The 23,925-nt window shown below is 71.3% G+C and carries 24 protein-coding genes; 21 read left to right on the top strand and 3 right to left on the bottom strand.

From position 1 onward, the window contains the following. The first annotated feature begins 46 nt into the window (after positions 1 to 46). From OHA84_RS08435 to OHA84_RS08415, 5 genes are all read left to right on the top strand, one after another. Positions 47 to 766, top strand: coding sequence for an MBL fold metallo-hydrolase (locus tag OHA84_RS08435; protein ID WP_053676642.1), 720 nt, complete (start codon positions 47 to 49; stop codon positions 764 to 766). A 10-nt stretch (positions 767 to 776) separates the two neighbouring features. After that, positions 777 to 2,039, top strand: coding sequence for a histidine--tRNA ligase (gene hisS, locus OHA84_RS08430; protein WP_053676641.1), 1,263 nt, complete (start codon positions 777 to 779; stop codon positions 2,037 to 2,039). A 190-nt stretch (positions 2,040 to 2,229) separates the two neighbouring features. Beyond that, positions 2,230 to 2,841: a vitamin K epoxide reductase family protein gene (locus tag OHA84_RS08425; RefSeq protein ID WP_053676640.1), complete on the top strand. Its 612-nt coding sequence runs from the start codon at positions 2,230 to 2,232 to the stop codon at positions 2,839 to 2,841. 50 nt (positions 2,842 to 2,891) lie between these two features. After that, positions 2,892 to 4,241 (top strand): replication-associated recombination protein A, encoded by a 1,350-nt coding sequence (locus OHA84_RS08420; protein WP_266972364.1) that lies wholly within the window; start codon positions 2,892 to 2,894, stop codon positions 4,239 to 4,241. Positions 4,242 to 4,278: 37 nt separating this feature from the next. Then, the gene (locus OHA84_RS08415; RefSeq protein ID WP_053676638.1) at positions 4,279 to 4,992 is read left to right on the top strand and encodes an HNH endonuclease family protein; all 714 of its coding nucleotides are present in this window, start codon (positions 4,279 to 4,281) and stop codon (positions 4,990 to 4,992) included. Here OHA84_RS08415 and OHA84_RS08410 read toward each other — a convergent pair. Then, on the bottom strand, positions 4,983 to 5,888 hold the full coding sequence (locus tag OHA84_RS08410) for a DUF2470 domain-containing protein (protein ID WP_266972366.1): 906 nt from the start codon (positions 5,886 to 5,888) through the stop codon (positions 4,983 to 4,985). The genes OHA84_RS08415 and OHA84_RS08410 overlap by 10 nt on opposite strands. Before the next feature lie 55 nt (positions 5,889 to 5,943). Between OHA84_RS08410 and rpsD the strand changes: the two genes are divergently transcribed. Next, positions 5,944 to 6,555 (top strand): 30S ribosomal protein S4, encoded by a 612-nt coding sequence (gene rpsD, locus OHA84_RS08405; protein ID WP_030294564.1) that lies wholly within the window; start codon positions 5,944 to 5,946, stop codon positions 6,553 to 6,555. Positions 6,556 to 6,582: 27 nt separating this feature from the next. Here rpsD and OHA84_RS08400 read toward each other — a convergent pair whose 3' ends face one another. Then, on the bottom strand, positions 6,583 to 8,796 hold the full coding sequence (locus OHA84_RS08400) for an AAA family ATPase (RefSeq protein WP_266972368.1): 2,214 nt from the start codon (positions 8,794 to 8,796) through the stop codon (positions 6,583 to 6,585). Between the two features lie 126 nt (positions 8,797 to 8,922). Between OHA84_RS08400 and OHA84_RS08395 the strand changes: the two genes are divergently transcribed. The 14 genes from OHA84_RS08395 (at position 8,923) to nusB (ending at position 22,304) form a co-directional block, all read left to right on the top strand. Further along, on the top strand, positions 8,923 to 9,375 hold the full coding sequence (locus OHA84_RS08395) for a DUF948 domain-containing protein (RefSeq protein ID WP_078998593.1): 453 nt from the start codon (positions 8,923 to 8,925) through the stop codon (positions 9,373 to 9,375). An 8-nt stretch (positions 9,376 to 9,383) separates the two neighbouring features. Next, positions 9,384 to 9,737 (top strand): DUF6167 family protein, encoded by a 354-nt coding sequence (locus OHA84_RS08390; protein WP_053676635.1) that lies wholly within the window; start codon positions 9,384 to 9,386, stop codon positions 9,735 to 9,737. Continuing rightward, entirely contained in the window at positions 9,737 to 12,424 is a 2,688-nt protein-coding gene (gene alaS / locus OHA84_RS08385) for an alanine--tRNA ligase (RefSeq protein ID WP_053676634.1), read from the top strand. The genes OHA84_RS08390 and alaS overlap by 1 nt, the downstream gene beginning before the upstream one ends. Then, positions 12,421 to 12,891 (top strand): Holliday junction resolvase RuvX, encoded by a 471-nt coding sequence (ruvX, locus tag OHA84_RS08380; RefSeq protein ID WP_053676633.1) that lies wholly within the window; start codon positions 12,421 to 12,423, stop codon positions 12,889 to 12,891. Before alaS ends, ruvX begins: the two co-directional genes overlap by 4 nt. 126 nt (positions 12,892 to 13,017) lie before the next feature. Then, positions 13,018 to 14,820 carry an endolytic transglycosylase MltG gene (mltG, locus tag OHA84_RS08375; RefSeq protein WP_053676632.1) on the top strand — a complete coding sequence of 601 codons (1,803 nt, stop codon included), beginning with the start codon at positions 13,018 to 13,020 and terminating at the stop codon, positions 14,818 to 14,820. A gap of 168 nt (positions 14,821 to 14,988) precedes the next feature. Next, on the top strand, positions 14,989 to 15,822 hold the full coding sequence (locus tag OHA84_RS08370; RefSeq protein ID WP_078998591.1) for a shikimate dehydrogenase: 834 nt from the start codon (positions 14,989 to 14,991) through the stop codon (positions 15,820 to 15,822). Between the two features lie 166 nt (positions 15,823 to 15,988). Further along, complete coding sequence (gene aroC, locus OHA84_RS08365) at positions 15,989 to 17,173, top strand: chorismate synthase (RefSeq protein WP_053676630.1); 1,185 nt, start codon at positions 15,989 to 15,991, stop codon at positions 17,171 to 17,173. After that, complete coding sequence (locus tag OHA84_RS08360; protein WP_266951412.1) at positions 17,170 to 17,688, top strand: shikimate kinase; 519 nt, start codon at positions 17,170 to 17,172, stop codon at positions 17,686 to 17,688. Before aroC ends, OHA84_RS08360 begins: the two co-directional genes overlap by 4 nt. Further along, positions 17,685 to 18,776: a 3-dehydroquinate synthase gene (aroB, locus tag OHA84_RS08355; protein WP_053676628.1), complete on the top strand. Its 1,092-nt coding sequence runs from the start codon at positions 17,685 to 17,687 to the stop codon at positions 18,774 to 18,776. The genes OHA84_RS08360 and aroB overlap by 4 nt, the downstream gene beginning before the upstream one ends. Then, positions 18,773 to 19,213 (top strand): type II 3-dehydroquinate dehydratase, encoded by a 441-nt coding sequence (gene aroQ, locus OHA84_RS08350; protein ID WP_053676627.1) that lies wholly within the window; start codon positions 18,773 to 18,775, stop codon positions 19,211 to 19,213. The genes aroB and aroQ overlap by 4 nt, the downstream gene beginning before the upstream one ends. An 80-nt stretch (positions 19,214 to 19,293) precedes the next feature. Further along, a complete protein-coding gene (locus OHA84_RS08345) occupies positions 19,294 to 20,043 on the top strand; it encodes an AAA family ATPase (protein WP_078998590.1) in 750 nt (249 codons plus the stop codon). 91 nt (positions 20,044 to 20,134) lie between these two features. Continuing rightward, entirely contained in the window at positions 20,135 to 21,241 is a 1,107-nt protein-coding gene (locus OHA84_RS08340; protein ID WP_053676626.1) for an aminopeptidase P family protein, read from the top strand. Positions 21,242 to 21,300: 59 nt separating this feature from the next. Continuing rightward, complete coding sequence (gene efp, locus OHA84_RS08335) at positions 21,301 to 21,867, top strand: elongation factor P (RefSeq protein WP_053676625.1); 567 nt, start codon at positions 21,301 to 21,303, stop codon at positions 21,865 to 21,867. A gap of 2 nt (positions 21,868 to 21,869) precedes the next feature. Continuing rightward, the gene (gene nusB, locus OHA84_RS08330) at positions 21,870 to 22,304 is read left to right on the top strand and encodes a transcription antitermination factor NusB (RefSeq protein ID WP_053676624.1); all 435 of its coding nucleotides are present in this window, start codon (positions 21,870 to 21,872) and stop codon (positions 22,302 to 22,304) included. A gap of 205 nt (positions 22,305 to 22,509) precedes the next feature. Here nusB and bldD read toward each other — a convergent pair whose 3' ends face one another. Next, complete coding sequence (gene bldD / locus OHA84_RS08325; protein ID WP_007263032.1) at positions 22,510 to 23,010, bottom strand: transcriptional regulator BldD; 501 nt, start codon at positions 23,008 to 23,010, stop codon at positions 22,510 to 22,512. A gap of 249 nt (positions 23,011 to 23,259) precedes the next feature. Between bldD and pyrR the strand changes: the two genes are divergently transcribed. Next, on the top strand, positions 23,260 to 23,856 hold the full coding sequence (gene pyrR / locus OHA84_RS08320) for a bifunctional pyr operon transcriptional regulator/uracil phosphoribosyltransferase PyrR (RefSeq protein ID WP_053676623.1): 597 nt from the start codon (positions 23,260 to 23,262) through the stop codon (positions 23,854 to 23,856). The last annotated feature ends 69 nt before the right edge of the window (positions 23,857 to 23,925 follow it).

The raw sequence follows: 23,925 nt of genomic DNA, 5'->3' as shown, positions 1-23,925 counted from the left end.
CGCGGCCGCTTCCGTGGCTCCCATCGGACGACGATTGAGGACGAACGTGCTGATTGCCGGGTTCCCCGCCGGGGCCTGGGGGACCAATTGCTATGTGGTCGCCCCCGCCGCCGGTGAGGAGTGCGTGATCATCGACCCGGGCCACCAGGCCACCCAGGGCGTCGAGGACACGCTGAGGAAGCATCGGCTCAAGCCCGTCGCGGTCGTCCTCACCCACGGCCACATCGATCATGTGGCCTCGGTGGTCCCGGTGTGCGGAGCGCACGACGTGCCGGCCTGGATCCACCCCGCCGACCGCTACATGATGAGCGACCCGGAGAAGGCCCTCGGCCGGTCCATCGGGATGCCGCTCATGGGCGAGTTGACCATCGGCGAGCCGGACGACGTCCGGGAACTGGCTGACGGCGCCGCCCTGAGATTGGCCGGGATGGACTTCTCCGTGGCTCACGCGCCCGGGCATACCGAGGGGTCGGTGACGTTCAGGATGCCCGAGGCGGCCGACATCCCTCCGGTCTTCTTCTCGGGCGACCTGCTCTTCGCCGGTTCCGTCGGACGCACCGACCTGCCCGGCGGCTCCCACGCCGAGATGCTCCGGTCGCTGGCCCGCGTGTGCCTGCCGCTGGACGACTCGACGGTGGTGCTGTCCGGCCACGGTCCCCAGACCACCATCGGGCGCGAACGCGCGACCAACCCGTACCTGCGGGAAGTCGCCGCCGGCGGCCCGGACCGCGCAGACGGCACCGCCGCTCCACGACGAGGAATGTGACGAGACTTTCGTGAGCACCTTCAAGGCCCCCAAGGGCACGTACGACCTGATCCCGCCGTACTCGGCCAAGTACCTGGCGGTCCGCGAGGCCATCTCCGGCCCGCTGCGGAAGTCGGGCTACGGATACGTCGAGACCCCCGGTTTCGAGGACGTGGACCTCTTCGCCCGCGGTGTCGGTGAGTCCACCGACATCGTGACGAAGGAGATGTACACCCTCACCACCAAGGGCGGCGCCAACCTGGCGCTGCGCCCGGAGGGCACCGCCTCGGTGCTGCGCGCGGCGCTGGAGGCCAACCTGCACAAGGCCGGCGGCCTGCCGGTCAAGCTCTGGTACTCCGGCTCGTACTACCGCTACGAGCGCCCCCAGAAGGGTCGTTACCGCCACTTCTCGCAGGTCGGCGCCGAGGCGATCGGCGCCGAGGACCCGGCGCTGGACGCCGAGCTGATCATCCTCGCCGACCAGGCGTACCGCTCGCTGGGCCTGCGCGACTTCCGCATCCTGCTGAACTCGCTGGGCGACGCGCAGTGCCGTCCCGTCTACCGCGAGGCCCTCCAGGAGTTCCTCCGAGGGCTGGACCTGGACGAGGAGACCCTGCGCAGGGCGGAGATCAACCCGCTGCGCGTCCTCGACGACAAGCGGGCGGACGTACAGAAGCAGCTGGTCGGCGCGCCGCTGCTGCGGGACTACCTGTGCGAGGCGTGCAAGGCGTACCACGCGGAGGTCCGTGAGCTGATCACCGCCGCCGGCGTGATCTTCGAGGACGACGAGAAGCTGGTGCGCGGCCTCGACTACTACACGCGGACCACCTTCGAGTTCGTCCACGACGGTCTGGGCTCACAGTCGGCGGTGGGCGGCGGAGGCCGCTACGACGGCCTGTCCGAGATGATCGGCGGTCCCGCGCTGCCCTCGGTCGGCTGGGCGCTGGGTGTGGACCGCACGGTCCTGGCACTCGAGGCCGAAGGCATCGAGCTGGACATCCCGCCCGCGACCAGCGTCTTCGCGGTCGCCCTGAGCGACGGGGCCCGCAAGCTGCTGTTCGGGGCCGTCACCGAACTGCGCAAGGCAGGCGTCGCGGCGGACTTCTCGTACGGATCCAAGGGCCTCAAGAGCCACATGAAGAACGCCAACCGGTCGGGTGCCGTGCTGACCCTCGTCGCCGGCGAGCGCGACCTCGCCGAGGGCGTCGTCCAGCTGAAGGACATGGAATCCGGGGAACAGACGGCCGTCGCCGTCGCGGACCTCGTCGACACCGTCCGGGCACGCCTGGCCTGACCGAGACCGCCCGAGGGGGCGGGGCCGGGGACCGCTTCCCCGACCCCGCCCCCTCGTGTGTTCCCGGGACGCGGGCAGGGCCCGGAGCCCCTCGGGCCGGCCTCCTTACGCCCATCGAACGGTGGGCGCACAGCCCCGTACGGCACAATGGCCGGTCCTTGACGACCTTGCAGATGTGGAGCGGGCGGGTATGACGACAACAGGTGCTGACGCGGACGCCGCCCGGACCCACGGCGGCAGCCGGGCCCTGGCGCTCCTTCTGGTGATCACGGGAGCGGCCGGACTGCTCGCCGCCTGGGTGATCACCATCGACAAGTTCAAGCTGCTGGAGGACCCGAACTTCACGCCGGGGTGCAGCCTCAACCCGATCGTCTCCTGCGGCAACATCATGAAGAGCGACCAGGCGTCCGTCTTCGGGTTCCCCAACCCGATGCTGGGGCTGGTCACCTACGCGATCGTGATCTGCGTCGGGATGAGCCTGCTCGCCGGGGCCCGCTTCCGGCCCTGGTACTGGCTCACCCTGAACGCCGGCACCCTCTTCGGCGTCGTCTTCTGCACCTGGCTGATGTACCAGTCGCTGTACAACATCAACTCGCTGTGCCTGTGGTGCTGCCTGGCCTGGGTCGCCACCATCGTCATGTTCTGGTACGTCACCTCCCACAACGTCCGCCAGGGGTTGCTGCCAGCCCCGGGGTGGCTGAAGGCCTTCTTCGACGAGTTCACGTGGGTCGTGCCCGTGCTGCACGTCGGGATCATCGGCATGCTGATCCTGACCCGCTGGTGGGACTTCTGGACCTCCTGAGCCCGACGGAGCCCGACGGCGGTGTCGGTGGGCTCGCATAGGCTTCCCGTGTGGAACCAGATCTCTTCACCGCCGCAGCCGAGGACCGCCAGGAGAAGGACCCGTCGAGTTCTCCGCTCGCCGTCCGGATGCGTCCGCGCACCCTGGACGAGGTCGTCGGCCAGCAGCACCTGCTGAAGCCCGGCTCGCCGCTGCGCCGCCTCGTCGGCGAGGGCGCCGGGGGACCGGCCGGAGCCTCGTCGGTGATCCTCTGGGGACCGCCCGGCATCGGGAAGACCACCCTCGCGTACGTGGTCAGTCAGGCGACGCAGAAGCGGTTCGTGGAACTGTCCGCGATCACGGCGGGCGTGAAGGAGGTACGGGCGGTCATCGAGGGCGCCCGACGCGCGGCCGGCGGGTACGGCAAGGAGACCGTCCTCTTCCTCGACGAGATCCACCGCTTCAGCAAGGCCCAGCAGGACTCCCTCCTCCCGGCCGTGGAGAACCGCTGGGTGACCCTCATCGCGGCCACCACGGAGAATCCCTACTTCTCGATCATCTCCCCGCTGCTGTCGCGCTCCCTGCTGCTGACGCTGGAACCGCTGACCAACGACGACCTGAGCGCCCTGATGAAGCGGGCGCTGGAGGAGGAACGGGGCCTGGGCGGGGCCGTCACCCTGTCGGCCGACGCGGAGGCCCACCTGCTGCGCATCGCCGGCGGCGACGCCCGGCGGGCCCTGACGGCGCTGGAGGCGGGGGCCGGATCGGCCATCGCCAAGGGCGAGGAGGAGATCACCCTCGAAACCGTCGAGGAGGCGGTCGACCGGGCGGCCGTGCGCTACGACCGGGACGGCGACCAGCACTACGACGTGGCGAGCGCCCTCATCAAGTCCATCCGCGGCTCCGACGTGGACGCGGCGCTGCACTACCTGGCACGGATGATCGACGCGGGGGAGGACCCCCGGTTCATCGCGCGGCGCCTGATGATCTCCGCGAGCGAGGACATCGGTCTGGCGGACCCCACCGCCCTGCCGTTGGCCGTGGCCGCGGCCCAGGCCGTGGCCATGATCGGTTTCCCGGAGGCGGCCCTGACCCTGTCGCACGCCACGATCGCGCTGGCCCTGGCACCCAAGTCGAACACCGCCACGACCGCGATCGGCGCCGCGCTGGCCGACGTACGGGCCGGGCTGGCGGGCTCCGTCCCGACGCACCTGCGCGACGGCCACTACAAGGGGGCGGCGAAGCTCGGTCACGCCGTCGGGTACGTCTACCCGCACGACGTTCCCGGCGCCATCGCCGCGCAGCAGTACGCGCCGGACGAGATCCACGGCAAGCGGTACTACGAGCCGACCCGGTACGGCGCAGAGGCGCGGTACGCGGACGTGGTGGAGAAGGTCCGCGAGCGCCTGCGCGGGTCGTAGCGGTCGCCGCGCCGGGCAGCCGCCTAGGCTCCGGGGCATGGGACGTCGGGCTCCGCTCATCGCCGTCGCGGCCGTGCTGCTGGCCGCCGGATGCCACCACGGGGACGGCGAGAAGAGCCCCGCCGGCATCGCGGCGCTCGTCTCGGGGGCGCCGCTCACGAGCCCCGGCTTCCCGCCGACCGCGCGGGAGGCGGCCGACCGGCTGGCCGGGCTCAAGGTCGAGTGGGGCAGGAACTGGCAGACCTACAAGCGGGAGAACTTCGGCCGCTACTGGTCGGACGAGACCGACGCCCTCGGCGGCCGCAACGGCTGCGACACCCGCGACGACGTGCTGCGCCGGGACCTCAAGGAACTCCGGGAGGGTGACCGCAACCCGTGTGTGGTGCTCTCCGGGGTGCTGCACGACCCGTACACCGGCAAGGAGATCCCCTACACCTACCGCCGCGCCTCCGGGATCGAGACGGACCACGTCGTCGCGCTGGGCGCCGCCTGGCGGGGCGGGGCCCACGCGTGGACGCCGCGACGCAGGCTGGAGTACGCCAACGACCTGAACGTCCTGCTCGCCGTGGACAAGCAGACCAACCAGGACAAGGGCAGCAGGACCGCCGACAAGTGGAAGCCGCCGCGGCGGGCGTACCGGTGCGAGTACGCCCGGCGCTACACCGGCATCAAGGCGACGTACGGGCTGTCCGTGACCCCGCCGGAGAAGGCCGCCCTCGTCGAGATGCTGGCGACCTGCCCTCAGGGGTGACCGGCCGCCGAGAAGAGCGTGTGCATCGCCCGGCGCAGACCGCAGATGTCCGATACCGGCTCCGGGAAGTCGAAGCGGGCGTCGAAGGCGCGGGAGGGGTCGCCGCCCGCGAAGCGCACGCGCAGCCCCAGCCGGTCGAGGGCCAGCGGGACCGCCTTCATGCCCAGCGCCTCGCGTGTGCCGAGCAGCCCGCACAGGTCCGCGATCCGGTCGCCGTGGGCGGCGGAGAGGTGCTGGAGGAGTTCCGTCTCGTGGGCGACCATCGGGTCCGGCTCCGCCGCCGCCAGGTCGTCCGGGTCCACCTGCTCCGCGCCCCACAGGTCGTCCACCGAGATCTCGCCGACCTCCAGGCGGAGCATCATCCAGGCCGGGCGGCCCGAGTACGGGGCGTCCAGGGACTCGGACATGCCGAGCAGCTCGCCCACCGGACGGCGCTCCGCGAGCAGCGCGGCACAGGCCGGTCGGTCGTCCCCGCGCACCGGCGTCAGCCACCCGGCGAGCCACGCGCGGCCTCGGATACGATGGGGCACGGACACCGGCGCCACATCCGTGATCTCGATCACGGCGGTGAGGTCGTCGTCCTGGGCGTGAGCGGCTGCCCTGGCAGCCGCGGATTCCCCTGAAACAAGGAGAATCACGTCCCCGTCCGGGGTGACGGTCCGAGCGGCCGGCAGCCCTGTCCCGAACTCCTCCTGGTCGAAAGCACCCGGGAGCGTGAGGGATACTGAGGCGTTGGACTCTACGAGGGTTCGTACGCGTTCGGCTCCGGTGAGCTGCCGAACGCCTTCCCTGGGACGCGGCTGACCTTGCTTATCGTCGTCGAAAGCAGATTCCGTTTCGTTGGAATCTGAACTTCGACGCGCACTGGGCAGGGGGATCCCATGTGGTCGAGACATTACGTCCTCCTCGCTAAGGTAAGCCTCACCTAACTTACATGGAGGTAGGTTCCACGTGAACCAGAAGCGACCCAAGGTCAAGAAGTCGCGTGCCCTCGGCATTGCGCTGACCCCGAAGGCCGTCAAGTACTTCGAGGCCCGCCCCTACCCGCCGGGCGAGCACGGCCGTGGCCGCAAGCAGAACTCGGACTACAAGGTTCGTCTGCTGGAGAAGCAGCGTCTGCGCGCTCAGTACGACATCTCTGAGCGTCAGATGGCCCGCGCGTACGACCGCGCCAAGAAGGCCGAAGGCAAGACGGGCGAGGCGCTTGTCGTCGAGCTCGAGCGTCGCCTCGACGCCCTGGTTCTGCGTTCGGGCATCGCCCGCACCATCTACCAGGCCCGCCAGATGGTCGTTCACGGCCACATCGAGGTCAACGGTGGCAAGGTCGACAAGCCGTCGTTCCGTGTCCGCCCGGACGACGTCATCACGGTGCGCGAGCGCAGCCGCGAGAAGGTTCCGTTCCAGGTTGCCCGCGAGGGTGGCTACGCAGGCGAGGGCGAGACCCCCCGTTACCTGCAGGTCAACCTGAAGGCCCTGGCCTTCCGCCTGGACCGCGACCCGAACCGCAAGGAAATTCCGGTCATCTGCGACGAGCAGCTCGTCGTCGAGTACTACGCCCGCTGATTCGGCGGACGTAGCCTCACAGGCTGGTCAGCCCGCCGGTTCCCCCTTGGGGGAGCCGGCGGGCTTCCTGTTGTCCGCGCCCGCCCCCGCGCGGCCCGCCGTCCGGGTGGGCATCGTACGAGGCCTCGGCAGCGCGGCCGCGGGAGCAGGCTGCGGCCCCCGCAACGCCCGTTCCACCAGCGCTTCCGAGGACAGGGCCCGCCCGTGCCGGGCGCCGGCCGCGTAGTGCTCGGTGCCGATCAGCTCGCCCGCGCGCTCCAGGCACATCAGCCGGGGCGCGTTGAAGTACCCCGAGCCGAAGAGCCGCAGCCCGACCCCGTCCCACATCGGCTCGGCCGCGCCCTGGAGCACCGCCGCCTCCGTCGGATGCCCCTCCGTCACCGTGACCAGGGCCAGCAGCTCGATCGCGAGGACCAACCCCACCAGGTCCCGGAACGCGTGGTTGATCTCCACGCACTCGGTCAGCAGTGACCGCGCCCGCCCCGTGTCCCCGGCGTCGAGCGCCGCGTACGCCAGCACGTACAGCGCGTACGCCTTCGTCCAGAGCTCCCCGCGCTCCTCGCAGATCTCCCGGACCTCCTCGCACAACGAGAGCGCGCCGGCCGGTTCCCCCAGGAAGGCCAGCGACATCGCCAGCTCCACCTGGCACATCAACACGTTGCTGTTCAGCTCACCGGCCTCCCGGTAGCGCTCCAACGCCGTGCCCAACAGCTCCCGGGCCCGCGTCATGTCGTCCGAGACCAGGGCCAGACAGCCCAGGCGGTGCACCGCGTACGCCGCGGCCACCGGGTTCCCGGTGCGGGCCGCGCCGTCCCGGCACTCGTACAGGGCGCTCATCGAGGCCACCGGGTCGCCCTGGAGGGCGGCGACGTACCCCAGCACCCAGAGCGCCTTCAGTCGCGAGTTCTCGTACTCCGGGCCCGGAACGTGCTCCAGCGTGCGGTCCAGCCAGTGCCGGCCCTCGGTGAGCCGGCCGCAGCCCGCCCAGTAGAACCAGAGGGTGCCCGCCAGGTACTGGCCCAGATGCAGCTCCTCCGGTTCGTCGAGGCAGCACTCCAGGGCCAGTCGCAGGTTCGGCAGCTCGGCCTCCACCAGCGCGGCCACCTCCCGCTGACGCGGACTGAACCAGTCCAGCTCGCACCAGGTCGCCAGCCCCATGTACCAGTCCCGGTGCCGTCGCCGCAGCCGCCCGGCGTCGCCCAGCGACTCCAGCCAGCACGCGCCGTACAGCCGCACGGTCTCCAGCATCCGGTAGCGCACCCCGGCCGGGGTCTCCTCCTTCACCAACAGCGACTGGGTCAGCAACTCCCCGACCAGGTCCAGCACGGACTCCACCGGCAGGTCCCGACCGGCGCACACGTACTCGGCGGCGTCGAGGTCGAACTGCCCGGCGAAGACCGAGAGCCGCGCCCACAGCAGGCGCTCCGGCGGCGTGCACAGCTCGTGGCTCCAGCCGATCGCCGTACGCAGCGTCCGGTGCCGCGGCAACGCCCCGCGCGCCCCGCCCGTCAGCAGGGCGAACCGGTCCGCCAGCCGGGCCGACACCTGCTCCGGAGCCAGCGCGCGCAGCCGGCCCGCCGCCAGCTCCAGCGCCAGCGGGATCCCGTCGAGCCGCTCGCACAGCCCGATCAGCGCCGCCCGGTTGGCGTCCGTCACCTCGAAGGCCGGGTCGAGGGCCGACGCCCGGCTCGCCAGCAGCGCCAAGGCCTCCTCGGCGACCGGCGGGGCCAACGGGAAGACCAGCTCCCCGTCCACCTCCAGCGGACGTCGCCCCGCGGCCAGCACCCGCAGACCGGGGGAGCGGCGCAGCAGCTCCCGGACCAGGACCGCGCACTCGTCGACCAGCTGCTCGAACCCGTCCAGGACCAACAGCAGTCGGCGCTCCGCCAGGTGCTCGGTCAGGACGGTCCGCAGCGGTCGGGTGGTGTGGTCGGTCAGGCCGAGCGCCTCGGCGACGGTGAACTCCAGGTATGCCGGATCCCGCACGCAGGAGAGCTCCGCCCACCACACGCCGTCGCAGTAGCGTTCCTGCTCGGCCGGGGTCCCGGACGCCTCCAGCTCGTGGGCGGCCGCCAGCACCAGCCGGGACTTGCCCACGCCCCCGACCCCGGTCACCGTCACGAGCCGCGAGGTCCCGAGGAGCCGTTCCAACCCGTCGAGTTCGTCACCCCGGCCGACGAACTCGCTCAGCTCCGAGGGAAGATTGCCCCAGGTCCTGTTTCGAAGGGGTCTCTGTCGCATGGGACACGGAGAGTACTGGTCCGGACGCGCCCCGTACAAGGCGGACTCCGAGGCTCCGGAATTCCGGTACGGGCGGGGATCTCCGGCGCGATAGGGTCGGACGACGACCTTTATACGTGGCGATCGATGTGCAGAGAGTGGTGCGAAGTGTCCGGTGGAGAGGTGGCCGGGATCCTCGTGGCCGTCTTCTGGGCCATTCTGGTCTCCTTCCTCGCCGTGGTGTTGGTGAGGCTGGCCCAGGTCCTGAAGGCGACCACCAAGATGGTGGCCGACGTGACCGAACAGGCGGTCCCGCTGTTGGCCGACGCCTCCACGACCGTCCGCTCCGCCCGCACCCAGCTCGACCGGGTCGACGCCATCGCGAGCGACGTCCAGGAAGTCACCTCCAACGCCTCCGCGCTGTCCTCGACCGTCGCCTCCACCTTCGGCGGCCCCCTGGTCAAGGTCGCCGCCTTCGGCTACGGGGTCCGCAAGGCGCTGGGCAAGAACACGGACGGCGCGCCGAAGAAGACATCCCGACGTACCGTGATCGTCGGCCGTACGGTGCCGACGCCCCGGCGCCGGAAGCAGAAGGGCTGAGACCTCCGATGTTCCGCCGAGCCTTCTGGTTCACCGCCGGCGCCGCCGCCGGCGTGTGGGCCACCACCAAGGTCAACCGACAGCTGAAGAAGCTGACACCGGAGAGCCTCGCCGCGCAGGCCGCCGACAAGGCGGTGGAGGCGGGTCACCGCCTCAAGGACTTCGCCCTCGACGTCAAGGCGGGAATGACGCAGCGCGAGGACGAGCTGAACGACGCATTGGGGCTCCACCAGGACCCCGACCGGCCCGACAACGTCACCGCCCTCCCCGGGCCGCGACGGCTGCGGGCCCTGGAGAACGACCAGACCACCCACCGCACGAACCACTCGGCGGCCGGGTACAACCGGAATGAGGACCACTGATGGAGTCGGCTGAAATCCGCCGCCGCTGGCTGAGCTTCTTCGAGGAGCGCGGTCACACCGTTGTCCCTTCGGCGTCGCTCATCGCGGACGACCCGACTCTGCTGCTGGTCAACGCGGGCATGGTCCCCTTCAAGCCGTACTTCCTCGGCGAGACCAAGCCCCCGGCCCCGCGGGCCACGAGCGTGCAGAAGTGCGTCCGCACCCCGGACATCGAAGAGGTCGGCAAGACCACCCGCCACGGCACGTTCTTCCAGATGTGCGGCAACTTCTCCTTCGGGGACTACTTCAAGGAAGGCGCCATCAAGTACGCCTGGGAGCTGCTCACCGGCTCCGTGGCGGACGGCGGCTACGGCCTCGAACCCGAGAAGCTCTGGATCACCGTCTACCTCGACGACGACGAGGCCGAGACGATCTGGCGCGACGTGGTCGGCGTCCCCGCCGAGCGCATCCAGCGCCTGGGCAAGAAGGACAACTTCTGGTCCATGGGCGTCCCCGGACCCTGTGGCCCGTGCTCGGAGATCAACTACGACCGCGGCCCGGAGTTCGGCGTCGAGGGCGGCCCCGCCGTCAACGACGAGCGCTACGTGGAGATCTGGAACCTGGTCTTCATGCAGTTCGAGCGCGGCGCCGGCGACGGGAAGGAAGACTTCCCGATCCTCGGCGACCTGCCGTCGAAGAACATCGACACCGGTCTCGGCCTCGAACGTCTCGCCATGATCCTGCAGGGCGTGCGGAACATGTACGAGACCGACACCCTGCGCGTGGTCATGGACAAGGCCACCGAGCTCACCGGCGTCCAGTACGGGGCCGCCCACGGCACCGACGTCTCGATGCGCGTGGTCGCCGACCACATCCGCACCTCGGTGATGCTCATCGGTGACGGCGTGACCCCCGGCAACGAGGGCCGCGGCTACGTGCTGCGCCGCATCATGCGCCGCGCCATCCGCAACATGCGCCTCATGGGCGCCACCGGTCCCGTCGTCCAGGAGCTCGTGGACGTCGTGATCGACACGATGGGGCAGCAGTACCCGGAGCTGGTCACCGACCGCAAGCGCATCGAGACCGTCGCCCTCGCCGAGGAAGCCGCCTTCCTGAAGGCCGTCAAGGGCGGCACGAACATCCTCGACACCGCCGTGAGCGAGACCAAGGCCACCGGCGGCACCGTCCTCTCCGGCGACAAGGCGTTCCTGCTCCACGACACCTGGGGCTTCCCGATCGACCTCACCCTGGAGATGGCCGCCGAACAGGGCCTCTCCGTGGACGAGCCCGGCTTCCGCCGCCTGATGCAGGAGCAGCGCGACCGCGCCAAGGCCGACGCCAAGGCCAAGAAGACCGGCCACGCGGACATGTCCGCCTACCGGGAGATCGCCGACGGCGCCGGAGCCACCGAGTTCACCGGCTACGCCACCAACCAGGGCGAGTCCACGATCGTCGGCCTGCTGGTCAACGGCGTCTCCGCGCCCGCCGCCTCCGAGGGCGACGAGGTCGAGATCGTCCTCGACCGCACCCCCTTCTACGCCGAGGGCGGCGGCCAGCTCGCCGACCAGGGCCGGATCAAGCTCGACTCCGGCGCCGTCGTCGTCATCCGCGACGTACAGCAGCCCGTCCCGGGCGTCTCCGTCCACAAGGGTTCCGTCCAGGTCGGCGAGGTGACGGTGGGCGCCTCGGCGTACGCCGCCATCGACGTCAACCGCCGCCGGGCCATCGCCCGCGCCCACTCGGCCACGCACCTGACGCACCAGGCGCTGCGCGACGCCCTCGGGCCGACGGCCGCCCAGGCCGGTTCCGAGAACTCGCCCGGCCGCTTCCGCTTCGACTTCGGCTCCCCGAACGCCGTCCCCGGCACGGTCCTCACCGACGTCGAGCAGAAGATCAACGACGTGCTCTCGCGCGAGCTGGACGTCACCGCCGAGATCATGAGCATCGACGAGGCGAAGAAGCAGGGCGCCATCGCCGAGTTCGGTGAGAAGTACGGCGAGCGGGTGCGCGTCGTGACCATCGGCGACTTCTCCAAGGAGCTGTGCGGCGGCACGCACGTCGGCAACACGGCCCAGCTGGGCCTGGTGAAGCTGCTCGGCGAGTCGTCCATCGGCTCCGGCGTGCGCCGCGTCGAGGCCCTCGTGGGCGTGGACGCGTACAACTTCCTCGCCAAGGAGCACACGGTCGTCGCCCAGCTCCAGGAGCTGGTCAAGGGCCGTCCGGAGGAGCTGCCGGAGAAGATCGCCTCCATGCTCGGCAAGCTGAAGGACGCCGAGAAGGAGATCGAGAAGTTCCGCGCGGAGAAGGTCCTCCAGGCCGCCGCCGGTCTCGCCGCCGGCGCCCAGGACGTACGGGGCGTCGCGCTCGTCACCGGCCAGGTGCCGGACGGCACCGGCGCCGACGACCTGCGCAAGCTCGTCCTCGACGTGCGCGGCCGGCTCGCCCAGGCGCCGGGGCAGGGCGACCGCCCGGCCGTCGTGGCCCTGTTCACCGTGGCGGGCGGCCGCCCGCTGACGGTCATCGCCACCAACGAGGCCGCCCGCGAACGCGGCCTCAAGGCCGGTGACCTGGTGCGCACCGCCGCCAAGACCCTCGGTGGTGGCGGCGGCGGCAAGCCCGACGTCGCCCAGGGCGGCGGTCAGAACCCGGCCGCCATCGGCGACGCCGTCGCGGCCGTCGAGCGGCTCGTGGGCGAGACCGCCCGATGACACTGCGCCGCGGCCGCCGGCTGGCCGTCGATGTCGGTGACGCCCGGATCGGGGTCGCCTCGTGCGACCCCGACGGGGTGCTGGCCACACCGGTGGAAACCGTGCCGGGACGGGACATCCCCTTCGCCCACCGGCGGCTGCGGCAGCTCGTCGCGGAGTACGAGCCCCTCGAAGTCGTGGTCGGCCTTCCCCGCTCGCTCAGCGGGCGGGAGGGGCCGGCCGCGGTCAAGGTGCGTGCCTTCGCGAACGAACTGGCCAAGGGCATCAAGCCGGTGACGGTCCGTCTCGTGGACGAGCGGATGACCACGGTCACCGCAGCCCAGGGGCTACGGGCGTCCGGGAAGAACGCGAAGAAGGGGCGCTCGGTCATCGACCAGGCGGCCGCCGTCGTGATCCTGCAAACCGCTCTTGAGACCGAACGGGTATCGGGTAATCCGCCCGGCGAGTGCGTCGAAGTGGTTGTCTGATCGCGATACGGTAACGTTCCGCGCGATGTGGCGGCATTCGAACAGCCGTCGCCCACCACTTCAGAGGCGGAACCGGGTGCCGCGGCAACGAAGCCGCTGCCTCCGTCTCGCGGCTCTAGGGGATCGATGACTGAGTATGGCCGGGGCCGCACCCCCGAACCGTGGCACCCCGAGGACCCCCTGTACGGGGACCAGGGGTGGACCGGGCATCCGGTCCAACAGGGTCAGACGCCTTACGACACCGGCGCTCAGGAGCAGTACCAGCAGCAGCCGCCGCAGCATCCGGACCCCCAGACCGGCCCGCCCTCGTACGCGGATCCGCAGTACCGGCAGCAGTACGCGCAGCAGCAGTACCCGCAGGCGCAGTACCCGGACCCGCAGTACCAGGACCCGCAGCAGTACCCGAACCAGCAGCAGTACCCGCAGCAGGGATACCCCCAGCAGCAGCCCGCCCAGCAGCAGGGCGGGCAGCAGCTTCCCCCGCAGCAACCCCACCAACAGCAGCCCCAGGGGCCTCAGCAGCCGTACGGCGACCAGGTCTGGGACACCGGCCAGGGCCAGTACGTCCCCGGGCCCGCGACGGTGGACCCGTACGCCGGCGTGGACCCGTACACCCAGCAGAACGCGGGCGCCTACCCCGGCGAGGCCCCCGACCTGTACAGCACCCCCGACGCCTACCCGCCGCCGCGGCCGCCGGGCCGGCGGCACCTGGAGCCCGAGCCCGGGGCCGAGGCACAGGACGGCGACCTCCTGACGGAGGAGCGCGAGGAGGAGGACGTCGCCGGCGGCGACCCCGACGGGTCGGGCGGGGGGCGCAGGTCCGGCCGTTCGAAGGACACGACGAAGCGCAGCGGCGCCGCGTGCCTGATCGCCGCCCTCGTGATCGTGGGCGTCGTCGGCGGGGGCGGCTACTACGGCTACACCTACCTCAAGGGCAAGTTCAGCTCCGCCGCGGACTTCGCCGGCACGGGCAACGACGAGACCGTCGACGTGGAGATCCCCAAGAACGCGGGCCTGATGCTGATGGGCCAGCTCCTCAAGAAGGCGGGCGTCGTGGCCAGCGCGGAGGCCTTCGCCGCCGCCGCCGAGGCCAACCCCAAGGGCAAGTCCATCCAGCCGGGCGTCTACTCCCTCAAGAAGGAGATGTCCGCCAGGTCCGCGGTCGAGATCATGCTCGACCCCTCGGCCCTGAACGTGCTCACGATCCCCGAGGGCAAGCGCAACTTCGAGATCTACACCCTGATCGACAAGAAGCTCTCCCTCAAGCCCGGCACCACGAAGGACGTGGCGACCAAGGAGTCCAAGAACCTCGGCCTGCCGGACTGGGCCAACTCCAACAAGGACATCAAGGACCCGCTGGAAGGCTTCCTCTACCCGGCCCGCTACGACCTGGGCAAGGACATGAAGCCGGAGGCCCTGCTCAAGCAGATGGTCGCCAAGGCGAGCCAGGAGTACGCGAACGCCGACGTCAAGGGCCAGGCCACGAAGATGGGCCTGAAGAACCCCCTCGAACTCGTCACCGTCGCGAGCCTCGTCCAGGCCGAGGGCAAGTACCAGCACGACTTCGACAAGATCTCGCGCGTGGTCTACAACCGCCTCAAGCCGGGCAACACCGAGACGAACGGTCTGCTCGACTTCGACTCCACGATCAACTACATCAAGGGCCAGAGCACCCTCGACGTCGGTTCGGTCAAGGAACTGCGCCAGATCGCCGACCCCTACAACACGTACAAGATCGTGGGTCTGCCCGCGGGTCCGATCAGCAACCCGGGCGCCGACGCGCTCAAGGCGGCGACGAATCCGGAACCCGGCCCCTGGTACTACTTCGTGTCCGTCAACGAGAACAAGACGCTGTTCGCCGTCACCAACGACGAGCACAACGTCAACGTCGAGGAATACGAGAGGGAGCGCAAGAAGTCGGGCCAGTAGTCCGACCGTTCGCGACGCCTTCGCACCCGGTCCCCGCCGTCCCCGGACGGCGGGGACCGGGTGTCCTCGTCGCCCCAAGGGCTGCTGTACTGTCTCTCGCGCCCGGGCACCGGCCCGGTCGCCCGCGCGCGTGCGTGCGGACGCAATCGTGGGTGAGGGGCGAGGGAATTGCAGCCGACAGTACGGCGGGCCGCGGTGCTGGGGTCGCCCATCGAGCACTCCCTCTCCCCGGTCCTGCACCGCGCCGCGTACCGGGAACTGGGCCTCCTCGACTGGACGTACGACCGCTTCGAGATCGACGAGGCCACGCTCGCCGGGTTCGTCGCCGACCTCGGCCCCGAGTGGGCCGGGCTGTCCCTCACCATGCCGCTGAAGCGGGCGATCATCCCGCTGCTCGACGGGATCAGCGACACCGCCGCTTCGGTGGAGGCCGTCAACACGGTCGTCCTCACCCCGGACGGCCGGCGCCTCGGCGACAACACCGACATCCCCGGCATCATCGCCGCACTGCACGAACGCGGCGTCGAGAAGGTGCCCGCCGCCGCCGTCCTCGGCGCCGGGGCCACCGCCTCCTCGGCGCTGGCGGCGCTCTCCCGCGTCTGCACCGGCGAGGTCACCGCGTACGTACGCTCGCGCGAGCGCGCCGACGAGATGCGGCAGTGGGGCGAACGGCTCGGCGTCGACGTCCGCACGGCCGACTGGTCACGGGCGGCCGAGGCGCTCGGCGCACCACTGGTGATCGCCACCACCCCGGCGGGCGCCACCGACGCGCTGGCCCGGGAGGTGCCCGCCGGCGCGGGGACCCTGTTCGACGTCCTGTACGACCCGTGGCCCACCGCGCTCGCGGCGGCCTGGACGGAGCGCGGCGGCACGCTCCTCGGCGGGCTGGACCTCCTGGTCCACCAGGCCGTCCTCCAGGTCGAGCAGATGACCGGCCGTGCCCCCGGACCGTTGGCGGCCATGCGCGCTGCGGGCGAAGAGGCGCTCCGGGACCGCCCGTGAGGACGTGACACCCCCTCGAAGGGCGGGGACCTGACGGATCCCCCGTCCGATACCTGGACCTGGCACCGGGATACCCCCGCGGACATGGGAGGATCGGGTGAGGCGGGTCCGGGCCGCGCACCCGATCGCGCCGTCGCTGTGCCAGGCGCGAGCATGAGGAGCATCGTTGAGCAGGTTGCGTTGGCTGACCGCTGGAGAGTCGCACGGACCGGCCCTGGTGGCGACGCTGGAGGGCCTCCCCGCCGGCGTCCCGGTCACCACCGAGCTGGTGGCCGACCACCTGGCCCGGCGCCGGCTCGGCTATGGCCGCGGTGCCCGGATGAAGTTCGAGCAGGACGAGATCACCTTCCTCGGCGGCGTCCGCCACGGACTGTCCCAGGGTTCCCCGATCGCCGTCATGATCGGCAACACCGAGTGGCCCAAGTGGGAGACGGTCATGTCGGCCGACCCCGTCGACCCCTCGCTGCTCAAGGAGACCGGCCGCAACGCGCCGCTGACCCGCCCGCGCCCCGGCCACGCCGACCTGGCGGGCATGCAGAAGTACGGCTTCTCCGAGGCCCGCCCGATCCTGGAGCGCGCCAGCGCCCGTGAGACGGCCGCCCGCGTGGCCCTGGGCGCCATCGCCCGGTCCTTCATCAAGGAGGTCGCCGGCATCGAGATCGTCTCGCACGTGGTGGAACTCGCGGCGGCCAAGGCCCCGTACGGCGTCTACCCGACCCCCGCCGACGTCGACAAGCTCGACGCCGACCCGGTGCGCTGCCTCGATGCCGACGCCTCGAAGGCGATGGTCGCCGAGATCGACCAGGCCCACAAGGACGGCGACACCCTCGGCGGCGTCGTCGAGGTCCTCGCGTACGGGGTGCCCGTCGGCCTCGGCTCGCACGTCCACTGGGACCGCCGCCTCGACGCCCGGCTCGCCGCCGCGCTCATGGGCATCCAGGCCATCAAGGGCGTCGAGGTCGGCGACGGCTTCGAGCTGGCCCGCGTGCCCGGCTCCCAGGCGCACGACGAGATCGTGTCCACCGACGAGGGACTGCGCCGCACCTCGGGTCGTTCCGGCGGCACCGAGGGCGGCCTGACCACCGGTGAGCTGCTGCGCGTACGCGCCGCGATGAAGCCCATCGCGACCGTGCCGCGCGCGCTCGCCACCGTGGACGTGGCCACCGGAGAGGCGACGGTGGCCCACCACCAGCGCTCCGACGTGTGCGCCGTCCCGGCCGCCGGCATCGTCGCCGAGGCGATGGTCGCGCTCGTGCTGGCCGACGCCGTCGTCGAGAAGTTCGGCGGCGACTCGGTCCCCGAGACCCGCCGCAACGTCCGCTCGTACCTCGACAACCTGCAGATCCGGTGACCGCCGGACCACTGGTCGTCCTCGTCGGACCCATGGGGTCCGGCAAGTCCACGGTGGGAGAACTCCTCGCCGCAGGCCTCGGCGTCCCCTACCGGGACACCGACGCCGACATCGTCGCGGCCACCGGCCGGGAGATCTCCGACCTCTTCGTCGACGAGGGCGAGCCGTACTTCCGCGAGCTGGAACGGCAGGCCGTCGCGGCCGCCGTCGCCGAGCACACCGGCGTCCTCTCCCTCGGCGGCGGAGCCGTCCTCGACGAGGGCACCCGCGGGCTGCTGGCCGGCCTGCCCGTCGCCTACCTGTCGATGGACGTCGAGGAGGCGGTCCGGCGCGTCGGCCTGGGCGCCGCGCGCCCGCTGCTCGCCGTCAACCCGCGCCGCCAGTGGCGCGAGCTGATGGAGGCCAGGCGCCACCTGTACACCGAAGTCGCGCGCGTCGTCGTGGCCACCGACGACCGCACCCCCGAAGAGGTCGCGCAGGCGGTCCTCGACGCTCTGGAGTTGAAGGACGTATGACAGACCAGGTGACGCGCATCCAGGTCGGCGAGAGCGCCGGACACGACGCGTACGACGTGCTGGTCGGCCGGCAGCTGCTCGGCGAGCTCGGCTCCCTCATCGGCACGAAGGCCAAGCGGGTCGCGGTGATCCACCCCGAGGCGCTCGCCTCGACCGGTGAGGCGCTGCGGGACGACCTGGCCGCGCAGGGCTACGAGGCGGTCGCCATCCAGGTGCCGAACGCCGAGGAGGCCAAGACGATCGAGGTCGCCGCGTACTGCTGGAAGGCGCTGGGCCAGTCCGGCTTCACCCGCACCGACGTGATCGTCGGCGTGGGCGGCGGCGCCACCACCGACCTCGCCGGCTTCGTGGCCGCCTCCTGGCTGCGCGGCGTGCGCTGGATCGCCGTACCCACCACCGTGCTCGCCATGGTGGACGCGGCCGTCGGCGGCAAGACCGGCATCAACACCGCCGAGGGCAAGAACCTCGTCGGCGCCTTCCACCCGCCCGCCGGCGTGCTCTGCGACCTCGCGGCGCTGGACTCGCTGCCGGTCAACGACTACGTCAGCGGTCTCGCCGAGATCATCAAGGCCGGTTTCATCTCCGACCCGGTGATCCTCGACCTGATCGAGGCGGACCCGCAGGCGGCCCGCACCCCCGCCGGACCGCACACCGCCGAGCTGATCACCCGCTCGATCCAGGTCAAGGCGGACGTGGTCTCCAGCGACCTCAAGGAGGCCGGGCTGCGGGAGATCCTCAATTACGGGCACACCCTCGCGCACGCCATCGAGAAGAACGAGCGCTACAAGTGGCGCCACGGCGCGGCCGTGTCCGTCGGCATGGTCTTCGCCGCCGAGCTCGGTCGGCTCGCGGGCCGGCTGGACGACGCCACGGCCGACCGGCACAAGGCGGTCCTCGCCTCCGTCGGCCTGCCGCTGACCTACCGCGGCGACCAGTGGCCCAAGCTGCTGGAGACCATGAAGGTCGACAAGAAGTCCCGCGGCGACCTGCTGCGCTTCATCGTCCTCGACGGGCTGGCCAAGCCGACCGTCCTGGAGGGGCCGGACCCCGCGGTGCTGTTCGCGGCGTACGGCGAGGTCGGAGCGTGAGCCGGCGCGTGTTCGTCCTGAACGGCCCGAACCTGGGCCGGCTCGGGTCGCGCGAGCCCGACGTGTACGGGGCCACCTCCTACACCGGGCTCGTCGAGAGCTGCCGCGCGGTCGGCGCGGAACTCGGCTTCGACGTCGAGGTCCGCGAGACCAACGACGAGGGCGAGCTGGTGCGCTGGCTGCACGAGGCGGCGGACGGCAGGATTCCCGTGGTCATCAACCCGGGCGCCTTCACGCACTACTCGTACGCCATGCGGGACGCGGCGGCGCAGCGCACCGCGCCGCTGATCGAGGTGCACATCTCGAACCCGTACGCCCGCGAGGAGTTCCGGCACACCTCCGTGATCGCCGCGGTGGCGACCGGCACCGTGGCGGGCTTCGGCATCGGTTCGTACCGCCTGGCGTTGCGCGCTCTGGCGGACGAAGTGACCGCCTGACGGCAGCGGTGGGACGCCGGCGGTCCGGGGTCATATAACGTTCTCGCATCAGTCGCCGGAACGAGACGGAGTGGCAGCGGATGCAGCAAGGAGTGGGAGGCGGCGCCTGGGGCGGGTCGGGACAACACCCGGCGACGCCCTCGCAGCCGCCCATACCCCCCGGGCAGGGCTGGCCGGGTTCCGTACCGCCGCCCCCGCCGGTCCCGCCCCAGCAGGCGGTTCCGGAGACGACGGGTCACATCCCGCTGCCGCCGGCCGTGGCCCCCGGCACCGGCGGCGCCACCCTCGCCGTCCTGCTGATCGGCCCGGCGGGCGCGGGGAAGACCACCGTCGCCCGCCACTGGGCGGCCACCCGGCCCGTGCCCACCGCGCACATCAGCCTGGACGACGTCCGGGAGTGGGTCTGCTCGGGCTTCGCCGACCCGCAGGCGGGCTGGAACGAGCACTCCGAGGCCCAGTACCGGCTCGCCCGCCGCACCTGCGGATTCGCCGCGCGCAACTACCTGGCGAACGGGATCTCCTGCATCCTCGACGACGCGGTCTTCCCGGACCGGCCCGTGGTGGGCCTGGGCGGGTGGAAACGGCACGTCGGCCCGGCCCTGTTGCCGGTCGTCCTGCTGCCCGGCCTGGAGATCGTCCTGGAGCGCAACGCGGCCCGCTCCGGCAACCGGCGGCTCTCCGACGAGGAAGTCGCCCGCATCCACGGGCGAATGGCGGGCTGGTACGGGTCCGGGCTGTCGATCATCGACAACTCCCACCTGGACGTCGAGGGCACCGCCCGCGCGCTCGACGAGACCCTGGCCCGCGTCATCGGGGCCCCGCAGGCCTGAACCGGGACCGCGCAGGCCTGAACCGGGACCGCAGGCCCGTACGGACCCGCTCGCCAGGCCGGATGGGCGGGGCGCTCGTAGGCTCGAAGACATGTCAGACGCCTACGCGGCCCGCAGGGGCCGGCTTCGCGACCGCTGTGCCGCCGCGGGCAACGCCGCCGCGTTGATCACGCGTCCGGCCAATGTCCGCTACCTCGCCGGGGCGTCCCCGCTCGGCGCAGTCCTGCTGGTCGGACCCGTCGAGGACGTGCTGTTCTGCGGCACCTCGCCCACCGGGGAGGCCGACGAGGGCCGCCTGGACGACCGACTCCGGCTGAACGTGCTCTCCGCCCCCGGCGGGGACCCCGCCGTGGCCGCCGCCGACATGGCCGCCTCCGCGCGGGCCGACTCGCTCGCCGTCGAGGAGCACCACATCACCGTCGGCCGCCACCGGGCCCTGCGCTCGGTCGCGCCCGGACTGCGCCTCACGGACCTCGGGACGTCCGTGGAACAGCTGCGCCTCGTCAAGGACGAGGAGGAGATCGCCTGTCTGCGGATCGCCGCCGAGATCGCCGACCAGGCGCTCGGCGAGCTGCTGGAGTCCATCCTGGTCGGCCGGACCGAACGCCACCTCGCCCTGGAGCTGGAACGGCGCCTGGTGGACCACGGCGCCGACGGCCCGGCCTTCCCCACCTCGGTCGGCACGGGACCGCACTCCGGCCGCTCCCGGCACCGGCCGTCGGACCGCCGGGTGGAGGAGGGCGACTTCCTCTCCGTCTGCCTGGGCGCCAACTACCGCGGATACCGCTGCGAGATCGGCCGCACGTTCGTCATCGGCACCACCCCGGCCGACTGGCAGATCGAGCTGTACGACCTGGTCTTCGCGGCCCAACGGGCCGGTCGGGAGGCTCTCCTGCCGGGCGCCGCCTACCGGGACGTCGACCGCGCGGCGCGGTCCGTGCTGGGCTCGGCCGGCCACGGCGAGGCCCTCGCTCCGTCCACCGGACACGGTGTCGGTCTCGAAATCGACGAGGACCCGCAGCTTGCACCTACGGCAATGGGTAAACTGGACGCTTGCGTGCCGGTCACCGTCGAACCGGGGGTTCACCTCCCGGGCCGGGGAGGTGTCCGGATCGATGACACGCTCGTCGTGCGCCCCGAGGCGGACGGCGGTCCCGAGCTACTCACCATTACGACCAAGGAGCTGCTCGCGCTGTAGTCCGCCCAACCGGACCGTGCGCGCCTTCCTGGTCTTCCAGTGCAGGAGATTCCGCAACCGTGGCTTCCACGAACGACCTCAAGAACGGCATGGTGCTGAAGCTCGACGGGGGCCATCTCTGGTCCGTCGTCGAGTTCCAGCACGTCAAGCCCGGCAAGGGCCCGGCCTTCGTGCGCACCAAGCTCAAGCACGTGCTCACCGGCAAGGTCGTCGACAAGACGTTCAACGCCGGCACCAAGGTCGAGACGGCCACCATCGACCGCCGCGACATGCAGTTCTCGTACATGGACGGCGAGTACTTCGTCTTCATGGACATGGAGACCTACGACCAGCTGATGGTCGACCGCAAGGTCGTCGGCGACGCCGCCAACTTCCTGATCGAGGGCTTCACCGCCTCCGTGGCCCGCCACGAGGGCGAGGTGCTCTACGTCGAGCTCCCGGCCGCCGTCGAGCTGGTCATCCAGCACACCGACCCGGGCGTCCAGGGCGACCGCTCCACCGGTGGTACCAAGCCGGCGACGCTGGAGACCGGCCACGAGATCGCGGTCCCGCTCTTCGTCAGCACCGGTGAGAAGATCAAGGTCGACACCCGCACGAGCGACTACCTCGGCCGGGTGAACAGCTAACCGTGGCTGCCCGGAGCAACGCGCGAAAGCGCGCTTTCCAGATCCTCTTCGAGGCCGATCAGCGCGGTGTGCCCGTGCGCGAGGTCCTCGCGGACTGGATCCGCCACGCGCGGTCGGACGACCGCCAGTCGCCGGTCAACGCCTACACGATGGATCTTGTCGAGGGTTACGCCGACAAGGTGGACCGCATCGACGATCTGATCGCCACCTACGCCGTGGACTGGGACCTCGACCGCATGCCGGTCGCGGACCGGAACATCGTGCGGCTCGGCGCCTACGAGCTGATCTGGGTGGACGACACCCCGGACGCCGTGGCGATCGACGAAGCCGTCCAGCTCGCCAAGGAGTTCTCGACGGACGAGTCGCCCTCGTTCGTGAACGGACTGCTGAGCCGGTTCAAGGACCTGAAGCCGAACCTGCGCCGCAGCGAGAGCTGACGCACAGGCCACGCACACACGGAAGGGCCCGCAGCGCACGCGCTGCGGGCCCTTCCGTCCGTCCCCGTGGAACCCCGGAGCCCGGGGGACGGACGGGAGCACGGCCGGGGGACGGGCGGGAGCACACGGAAACGGCGGCCGCCGGGACCCCTGAGGGGGACCCCGGCGGCCGCCGGTACGTTTCTGCTGGGCCTGGGCCCCGGGACTAGATGTCCTCGTGCGCCACCGCGCGACGCGCGTCCGCGTCCAGCACGCCCCAGCTGATGAGCTGCTCGGTCAGGACCGAGGGGGACTGGTCGTAGATGACGGCGAGGGTGCGCAGGTCGTCCTGGCGGATCGACAGCACCTTGCCGTTGTAGTCGCCGCGCTGGCTCTGGATCGTCGCCGCGTAGCGCTGCAGCGGACCGGCCTTCTCGGCGGGCACGCCCGCGAGGCGCTCCAGATCCAGACGGAGCTTCGGCGGCGGCTCGGCGGCCCCGCCGGGAGTCGTGCCCGGCAGCAGCTCCTGCACCGGCACCCCGTAGAAGTCCGCCAGCTCGGCGAGGCGCTGGACGGTCACGGCGCGGTCCCCGCGCTCGTAGGAACCGACCACCACGGCCTTCCACCGGCCCTGGGACTTCTCCTCGACACCGTGGAGGGAAAGGCCCTGCTGGGTGCGGATGGCACGGAGCTTGGCCCCGAGCTGTTTGGCGTATTCGCTGGACATAACGCTCCCGGACGCTGTGACGCTGTGACGACATGGACAACGTGCGGCTCCGCCGCGCGGCTGGTAACTCACTGTGAGGTTACGCAGCGTTACTTGGATGCGTCAAGCCGAATGGTCTTCGTCGCCCCCTCGCAAGGGCCCCGGCCCGGGCCCGGCGCGAGGAGCGCCGAATCGCCCTGGTACCGTGGAACGCGTAGATCAGACGTCCTTTAAGGTCCGTCCCGTGAGGCGGAGAAGGAGGTCCTTTTCATGGACACCCAGCACAGCCCGGACACCCGGCACAGCCCCGATGACATGCGCCCCGTACTGGACGCGCAGGACATCGCACGTGTCCTGACCCGTATCGCCCACGAGATCGTCGAACGCGCCAAGGGCGCCGACGACGTGGTGCTCCTCGGCATCCCCACCCGCGGTGTGTACCTCGCCCGCCGGCTGGCCGCCAAGCTCGAAGAGATCACCGGCACCAAGATCCCGGTCGGCTCCCTCGACATCACCATGTACCGGGACGACCTGCGCCTGAAGCCCGCCCGGGCCATCGGCCGCACCGAGATCCCCGACGACGACATCGACGGCCGCCTCGTGGTCCTCGTCGACGACGTGCTCTTCTCCGGCCGCACCATCCGCGCCGCCCTCGACGCCCTCGGCGCCATCGGCCGTCCGCGCGCCGTGCAGCTCGCCGTCCTCGTCGACCGGGGCCACCGCGAACTGCCGATCCGCGCCGACTACGTCGGCAAGAACCTCCCCACGTCGCTGCGGGAGACCGTCAAGGTCCAGCTCCAGGAGGAGGACGGCCGTGACGCCGTGCTGCTCGGCCAGCGGACCGCCCCGGCAGCAGGGCAGCAGTAGCCCACACCGGCGCGCGGCCCTCCACGGGGTCCACGCCGCGGTACGCCCTGCCCGCACGCCAGTCAGTCC

The organism is Streptomyces sp. NBC_00513 (assembly GCF_041431415.1).
Taxonomy (GTDB): domain Bacteria; phylum Actinomycetota; class Actinomycetes; order Streptomycetales; family Streptomycetaceae; genus Streptomyces.
The sequence above is the reverse complement of the archived record's forward strand: the minus strand, read 5'-3'. Positions and strand labels throughout refer to the sequence as shown.

Bases quoted from the DNA above. Each gene is read 5' to 3' on its own strand.
- OHA84_RS08400 (WP_266972368.1), bottom strand. From the start codon at position 8,796: ATGCGACAGAGACCCCTTCGAAACAGGACCTGGGGCAATCTTCCCTCG.
- OHA84_RS08345 (WP_078998590.1), top strand. From the start codon at position 19,294: ATGCAGCAAGGAGTGGGAGGCGGCGCCTGGGGCGGGTCGGGACAACAC.
- pyrR (WP_053676623.1), top strand. From the start codon at position 23,260: ATGGACACCCAGCACAGCCCGGACACCCGGCACAGCCCCGATGACATG.
- mltG (WP_053676632.1), top strand. From the start codon at position 13,018: ATGACTGAGTATGGCCGGGGCCGCACCCCCGAACCGTGGCACCCCGAG.
- OHA84_RS08415 (WP_053676638.1), top strand. From the start codon at position 4,279: ATGGGACGTCGGGCTCCGCTCATCGCCGTCGCGGCCGTGCTGCTGGCC.
- OHA84_RS08425 (WP_053676640.1), top strand. From the start codon at position 2,230: ATGACGACAACAGGTGCTGACGCGGACGCCGCCCGGACCCACGGCGGC.
- ruvX (WP_053676633.1), top strand. From the start codon at position 12,421: ATGACACTGCGCCGCGGCCGCCGGCTGGCCGTCGATGTCGGTGACGCC.
- alaS (WP_053676634.1), top strand. From the start codon at position 9,737: ATGGAGTCGGCTGAAATCCGCCGCCGCTGGCTGAGCTTCTTCGAGGAG.
- OHA84_RS08340 (WP_053676626.1), top strand. From the start codon at position 20,135: ATGTCAGACGCCTACGCGGCCCGCAGGGGCCGGCTTCGCGACCGCTGT.
- bldD (WP_007263032.1), bottom strand. From the start codon at position 23,010: ATGTCCAGCGAATACGCCAAACAGCTCGGGGCCAAGCTCCGTGCCATC.
- OHA84_RS08410 (WP_266972366.1), bottom strand. From the start codon at position 5,888: ATGTCTCGACCACATGGGATCCCCCTGCCCAGTGCGCGTCGAAGTTCA.
- aroB (WP_053676628.1), top strand. From the start codon at position 17,685: ATGACAGACCAGGTGACGCGCATCCAGGTCGGCGAGAGCGCCGGACAC.
- OHA84_RS08390 (WP_053676635.1), top strand. From the start codon at position 9,384: ATGTTCCGCCGAGCCTTCTGGTTCACCGCCGGCGCCGCCGCCGGCGTG.
- OHA84_RS08395 (WP_078998593.1), top strand. From the start codon at position 8,923: ATGTGCAGAGAGTGGTGCGAAGTGTCCGGTGGAGAGGTGGCCGGGATC.